Annotated in this window: 4 protein-coding genes and 1 pseudogene; 3 read left to right on the top strand and 2 right to left on the bottom strand. The window is 57.4% G+C overall.

Annotated elements, in window-relative coordinates; all coding sequences use genetic code 11:
- Together RTK32_RS17400 and moeA are read right to left on the bottom strand one after the other, a co-directional pair.
- Positions 1-569, bottom strand: a 569-nt coding sequence (locus RTK32_RS17400; RefSeq protein WP_312046173.1) for a molybdopterin-synthase adenylyltransferase MoeB, incomplete at its 3' end; no start/stop codon positions are given.
- Positions 569-1,804 carry a molybdopterin molybdotransferase MoeA gene (moeA, locus tag RTK32_RS17405; RefSeq protein ID WP_312046175.1) on the bottom strand — a complete coding sequence of 412 codons (1,236 nt, stop codon included), beginning with the start codon at positions 1,802-1,804 and terminating at the stop codon, positions 569-571. The genes moeA and RTK32_RS17400, both read right to left, overlap by 1 nt.
- A gap of 253 nt (positions 1,805-2,057) precedes the next feature.
- On the opposite strand from moeA, the gene RTK32_RS17410 reads away from it, so the two are divergent.
- From RTK32_RS17410 to gsiB, 3 genes and pseudogenes are all read left to right on the top strand, one after another.
- Positions 2,058-3,020 (top strand): isoaspartyl peptidase/L-asparaginase, encoded by a 963-nt coding sequence (locus RTK32_RS17410; protein WP_312046177.1) that lies wholly within the window; start codon positions 2,058-2,060, stop codon positions 3,018-3,020.
- A 9-nt stretch (positions 3,021-3,029) separates the two neighbouring features.
- Positions 3,030-4,880 carry a glutathione ABC transporter ATP-binding protein GsiA gene (gsiA, locus tag RTK32_RS17415; RefSeq protein ID WP_312046179.1) on the top strand — a complete coding sequence of 617 codons (1,851 nt, stop codon included), beginning with the start codon at positions 3,030-3,032 and terminating at the stop codon, positions 4,878-4,880.
- Positions 4,881-4,914: 34 nt separating this feature from the next.
- Positions 4,915-6,366, top strand: a pseudogene (gene gsiB / locus RTK32_RS17420) (glutathione ABC transporter substrate-binding protein GsiB); the annotation flags it as partial.
- Positions 6,367-6,387 lie beyond the last annotated feature (21 nt).

Consider the following 6,387-nt stretch of genomic DNA (forward strand, 5'->3'; position numbering starts at 1 on the left):
TCCACACAGCTTAGCGCAGCGTCGCCAAAAAGGCGGCTCAGGCAGCGATAGCAAGGCTCCGCTTCCTGCCAGCTGAATACACTGATTTGCCCCTCCATACGGATAGCCGCGCCGGAAACCAGCGGCGTCTTGCTGGCGAAGCAGAGACGGTTTAGCTGCTCGCGGGTTGCCACGTTATCGGTACAGTCCAGCACAACGTCATGCCGGGCAATCAAGGTAGCCAGCTCCGCATCATCAAGCTGGCGATCGATCGCCTCTGTTACGCAATGAGGATTGATTTCGCTGAGCTGACGGCGCGCGGACTCGACCTTTGGCAGGCCGATCTGCGCATCGTGATGCAGGATTTGCCGCTGTAAGTTAGAGACGGAAACGCTGTCAAAATCCACCAGCGTCATATGGCCTGTCCCAGCGGAGGCGAGGTAAAGGCTGGCGGCACAGCCCAGCCCGCCCAGCCCGACGATGAGGACGTTAGCCGCCTTCAGCGCTTCCTGCCCGTCGAAGTCGAAGCCACGCAGCACGATTTGACGGTTGTAGCGCAGCATCTCCTCGTCACTTAATTCAGGCTTCATTACCCCTCCAGCAGGCTGTTAAACGGCTCGACTTCCACCCATTCGCCAGCCTGAACGTTACCGCGCTCGCGCTCCAGCACGATAAAGCAGTTTGCCTGGCTGAATGAGCTAAAGACATGCGAGCCTTGCGGGCCAGTACTGCTGACTTCCAGCTCGCCCTGGGCGTTTTGCGATAACACACCGCGCTGAAAATCGAGCCTGCCCGGCGTTTTTTTCAGGTTGCTGGCGCATTTTACCCGCTGACGTGGCGGCAGCGCGGAAGCCGTCAGGCCGCTAAGTTTCGCCAGCAGGGGCTGTACCAGCTGATAAAAGGTCAGCACGGCGGAAACGGGGTTACCCGGCAGTCCACAAAACCAGCTGTGTTGCAGACGGCCGAAAGCAAAGGGTTTGCCCGGTTTGATCGCCAGCTTCCAAAAATCGATCCTGCCTGTCTCTTCCAGCATTGCCTTCGTGTAGTCCGCTTCGCCCACCGACACGCCGCCGCTGCTGATGACCACGTCGGCCCGGCTGTCCGCCTCAATAAAGGCCGCACGCAGCGCGGTCTGATTATCGCGAATAATGCCGAGGTCAATCACCTCGCAGCCCAGCTTTTCCAACATCAGACGTACGGCAAAGCGGTTGGTGTCATAAATTTGCCCGGCGGCAAGCGGCTCGCCGACCGGTTGAAGCTCATCGCCGGTAGAAAACACCGCCACGCGCAGCCGACGTTTAACGGTCACTTCCGGCACGCCGAGCGAGGCCAGCAGCGGAAGTTCTGCCGCGCCCAGGCGGGTTCCGGCCTTTAGTACGCTCGCACCCCGGGCAATATCTTCACCGGCCAGACGGATATTCTGCCCGGCCCTGACCGCCGCCAGGATGTTAACGGCTTCGCCAGCCTGTTCGGTCTCTTCCTGCATGACCACGGCTTCTGCGCCTGCCGGGACGGGCGCGCCGGTCATAATGCGAAGGCAGCTGCCAGCGGGCCAGTCGCCGCTAAAGGGGGCGCCGGCAAAGGCTTTACCTGCCACAGGCAGCGGGCTGCCCGAGGTCAGGTCGGCCAGGCGTACGGCATAACCGTCCATCGCGGAGTTGGCAAACGGGGGCACATCAACAGGAGAGATAACGGCCGCAGCGGTAATTCTGCCCGTGGCCGCCGTCAGCGGGACCGTTTCAGTTTCTGTAACCGGCGTAACGCTATCCAGCATGGTAGACAGCGCATCGTCAAGGGAGATCAGTCCCGCAGTAAAAGCTTCCATAACGTCCTCGGCGTACCCGCCAGTGCGGGCAGGCTATACAATCAGATGGCAAATAGTATGGCGCGAATTATCCATGCGGTCACGCAAAGCGACAAACAGGTTATAAACCATAAGCTTTCGTTATTACCGCTGTGCCCACATTCCGCTTTACATCACTTTACAGCCTGCCTATAGTCAAAAACGGTCACAATTCGATAAAACCATTCTAACACAGTGTTTTTCTTGCCGATTTGACACGCAGAGTAAACGGATCATGAGCAGAGCAGCGATCGTCATTCATGGCGGCGCGGGTGCTATTGCCCGCGCCAGCCTGAGCGCAGACAAAGAGCGGCGCTATATTGAGGCGCTTTCAGACATTGTTGCCAGCGGCCAGGCGATCCTGGCACAGGGCGGCAGTGCGCTGGATGCGGTAACGGAAGCCGTGCGTCTGCTGGAAGAGTGTCCACTTTTTAATGCGGGTAAGGGGGCGGTCTTTACTCATCAGGGCACACATGAACTGGACGCCTGCGTGATGGACGGCAGATCGCTGGAAGCAGGCGCGGTCGCGGGTGTGAAACAGGTGCGCAACCCGATACTGGTCGCGCGGGCCGTACTGGAAAAAAGTCCGCACGTACTGTTTATTGGCGAAGGGGCAGAGCAGTTTGCTGTTGAGCAAGGATTTGCGCCGGTGCCGCCCGATTTCTTTTCTACTCCGGAACGGTTTGAACAGCTACAGCGAGCGCTAAAGCAGCAGGAGATTCTGCTGGATCATGATGGTGAGACCCGGTCGTCCGGCGATCCGCTCGATCCCGATCGTAAATTCGGGACCGTAGGCGCGGTGGCGCTGGATCGGCACGGTAATCTGGCAGCGGCCACATCAACCGGCGGGATGACTAACAAGCAGGCCGGGCGCGTCGGTGATTCGCCGATTGTGGGCGCGGGCTGCTATGCCAATAACGCCAACGTGGCGGTGTCCTGCACCGGCAGCGGCGAAGTCTTTATGCGTACGCTGGCGGCCTACGATATTGCGGCCTTGATGGAATACAGCGGGTTGTCTCTTAAGCAGGCCAGCGAGCGCGTGGTGATGGAAAAAATCAGCGTGCTGGGCGGCAGCGGCGGCGTCATAGCGATAGATCGTGAAGGCAACATTGCGCTGCCGTTTAACAGCGAAGGCATGTATCGGGGTTTTGGCTACGTGGGCGATGCGCCAAACGTGGGAATCTATCGCGAAGAATAGGGAGTCAGTATGGCCAGTGGATCCGCTCTGCCCGCCGGACAGGTTTTGTCGGTTAAAAACTTAAGCGTCAGCTTCGCACAGGAAGGCGAAACCGTGCAGGCGGTAAAAAATCTTTCGCTGGATGTGCAGCGTGGCGAAACGCTGGCGATAGTAGGTGAATCAGGATCCGGGAAATCGGTGACCTCGCTGGCGCTGATGCGGCTGATAGAGCAGGGCGGAGGGCGCATCGACAGCGGCGAGATCTGGCTGCGACGCCGCAGCGGCGAAACGATCGATCTGCTCCGTACGCCACAATCAGCCTTACGCAAGGTACGTGGCGCGGATATGGCGATGATATTTCAGGAGCCGATGACCTCGCTCAATCCGGTATTCCCTGTCGGCGATCAAATCGCAGAATCCATTATTTTGCATCAGGGCAAAAGCCACCGCGAGGCGCTGAAAGAAGCGGAACGGATGCTGGATTTAGTGCGTATCCCCGAAGCCAGAAACGTGCTGGGCCGCTTTCCGCATCAGCTTTCTGGCGGGATGCGCCAGCGGGTGATGATCGCCATGGCGCTCTCCTGTCGGCCGGCGCTGTTGATTGCTGACGAACCCACCACGGCGCTGGACGTGACTATTCAGGCGCAAATCCTGCAGCTGATCCGCGTGCTGCAAAAAGAGATGCAGATGGGCGTGATTTTTATCACCCATGATATGGGCGTGGTGGCGGAAATGGCCGATCGCGTCCAGGTGATGTATCGCGGCGATGTGGTGGAAAACGGGCCGGTTGACGCTATCTTTCAGGATCCGCAGCAGGATTACACCCGCGCGTTGCTGGCCGCCGTGCCGAAACTGGGCGCGATGCGGGGCAAACCTTTTCCGGCCCATTTTCCGTTACTGACGGTCGGTAACCAAATGGACGAAAAACAGGATACCGTTGTGACTAATGCCCCGCCGGTGCTGCAGGTGAGGGATTTGGTCACGCGTTTCGATATACGTAGCGGTATTTTCAACCGCGTTACGCGCCGCGTTCATGCCGTGGAAAAAGTCAGTTTCGATCTGCACGCGGGCGAAACGCTGGCGCTGGTAGGCGAATCGGGCTGCGGGAAATCCACTACCGGACGTTCGCTGTTGCGGCTGGTGGCCAGTCAGGGGGGCACCATTACCTTTAACGGGCAGCGCATCGACAACCTTACCGGTGCGGCGCTCTCTCATCTGCGGCGCGATATCCAGTTTATCTTTCAGGATCCCTATGCTTCGCTCGACCCTCGTCTGACGGTGGGCTTTTCTATTATGGAGCCGCTGCTGGTGCATGGCGTGGCGAAAGGTAAAGAGGCCGAAGCGCGCGTGGCCTGGCTGCTTGAACGGGTCGGCCTGCTACCGGAACACGCCCGGCGCTACCCGCACGAGTTTTCCGGCGGTCAGCGACAGCGTATTTGCATTGCACGGGCGCTGGCGCTAAATCCAAAAGTCGTTATCGCTGATGAATCCGTCTCGGCGTTAGACGTGTCGGTGCAGGCACAAATCGTCAATCTGATGATGGATCTGCAGCGCGAGTTCGGCATCGCTTTTCTGTTTATTTCTCACGATATGGCGGTGGTGGAACGGATCAGCCATCGCGTGGCGGTGATGTATCTGGGGCAGATTGTAGAAATTGGTTCGCGTCAGGCGGTATTCGAAAATCCTCAGCATCCCTATACGCGTAAATTAATGTCTGCTGTGCCGGTAGCCGATCCGCAACATCGCCGTCGCGAACGCGCGCTGCTGGCAGATGAAATTCCCAGCCCGATTCGGGCCGTTGGCGAAGAACCTGAAGTCGCGCCGTTGGTAGAGGTGGGCACAGGACACTATGTCGCCCGTCATGCCGTCGGCGGCGTCTGAATATGCTGCATAACAAAGTTACAGGAGAAAAAGCATGATTATTGAACGCAAGCTGCTGTTGGCTGCCGGGATCCTGAGCAGCCTGACGGCGGTTCCGGCCTGGGCGGCAAAAGATGCAACCATCGCCGTTGGCTCTAATTTCACCACGCTCGATCCTTATGATGCTAACGACACGCTGTCACAGGCGGTGGCTAAATCCTTCTATCAGGGTCTGTTCGGCTTTGATAAAGAGATGAAGCGAATTAACGTGCTGGCTGAAAGCTTTGACGCCAGCAAGGATGGGCTGACCTATACCATCAAGCTGCGCAGCGGCATCAAGTTCCAGGACGGCACCGATTTCAATGCTGAGGCCGTCAAGGTGAACCTGGATCGCGCCAGCAATCCTGATAATCATCTCAAGCGCTACAATCTGTTTAAGTCTGTGGCCACTACCGAAGTGGTCGATCCTACCACCGTAAAAATTACCCTGAAACAGCCGTTCTCTGCTTTTATCAATACGCTTGCCAGCCCGGCAGCGGCGATGATTTCACCGACCGCGCTGAAGAAATACGGTAAAGAGATCGGTTTTCATCCGGTCGGCACCGGCCCGTACGAGCTGGAAACCTGGAACCAGACCGATTTTGTGAAGGTGAAAAAGTTTGCCGGTTACTGGAAGGCTGGCTATCCGAAACTGGACAGCATTACCTGGCGTCCGGTGGTAGATAACAATACCCGCGCCGCGATGCTGCAAACCGGTGAGGCAAACTTTGCTTTCCCCATCCCTTATGAGCAGGCCAAACTGCTGGAAAAAAACAGCAAGCTGGATTTGGTAGCCACGCCTTCCATCATGCAGCGCTATATCAGTTTTAACGTCACCCAGAAGCCATTTGATAATCCAAAAGTACGTGAAGCCATTAACTACGCTATCAATCGTCAGGCGCTGGTGAAAGTGGCCTTTGCCGGTTATGCCACGCCGGCTACCGGCATTGTACCGCCGTCGATCCAGTATGCGCAGAGCTACCCGCCGCTGGAGTACAACCCGGCGAAAGCGCGTGAACTGCTAAAAGAGGCAGGCTACCCGAACGGCTTCAGCACCACGCTATGGTCTTCACATAACCATAGTACAGCGCAGAAAGTGCTGCAGTTTACTCAGCAACAGCTGGCGCAGGTAGGAATTAAAGTCACGGTCACTGCAATGGATGCTGGCCAGCGCGCGGCTCAGGTTGAAGACAAGGGCCAGAAAGAGAGTGGCGTGAAAATGTTCTATACCGGCTGGAGCGCCTCGACGGGCGAAGCTAACTGGGCGCTGACGCCGCTGTTTGCCACGCAGTCCTGGCCGCCAACTATTTTCAATACCGCTTTTTACAGTAATCCCCAGGTGGATAAGGATTTAGCCGACGCGTTAAACACCACGGACAATCAGAAAAAAGCCTCGCTCTATAAAGATGCGCAGGATCGCATCTGGAACGATCGCCCATGGGCACCGCTGGTGGTAGAAAAGCTGGTTTGAGCCAATACCAAATACCTG

Origin of the sequence: Erwinia sp. (genome assembly GCF_031978025.1) — a bacterium.
Taxonomy (GTDB): Bacteria; Pseudomonadota; Gammaproteobacteria; order Enterobacterales; family Enterobacteriaceae; genus Erwinia.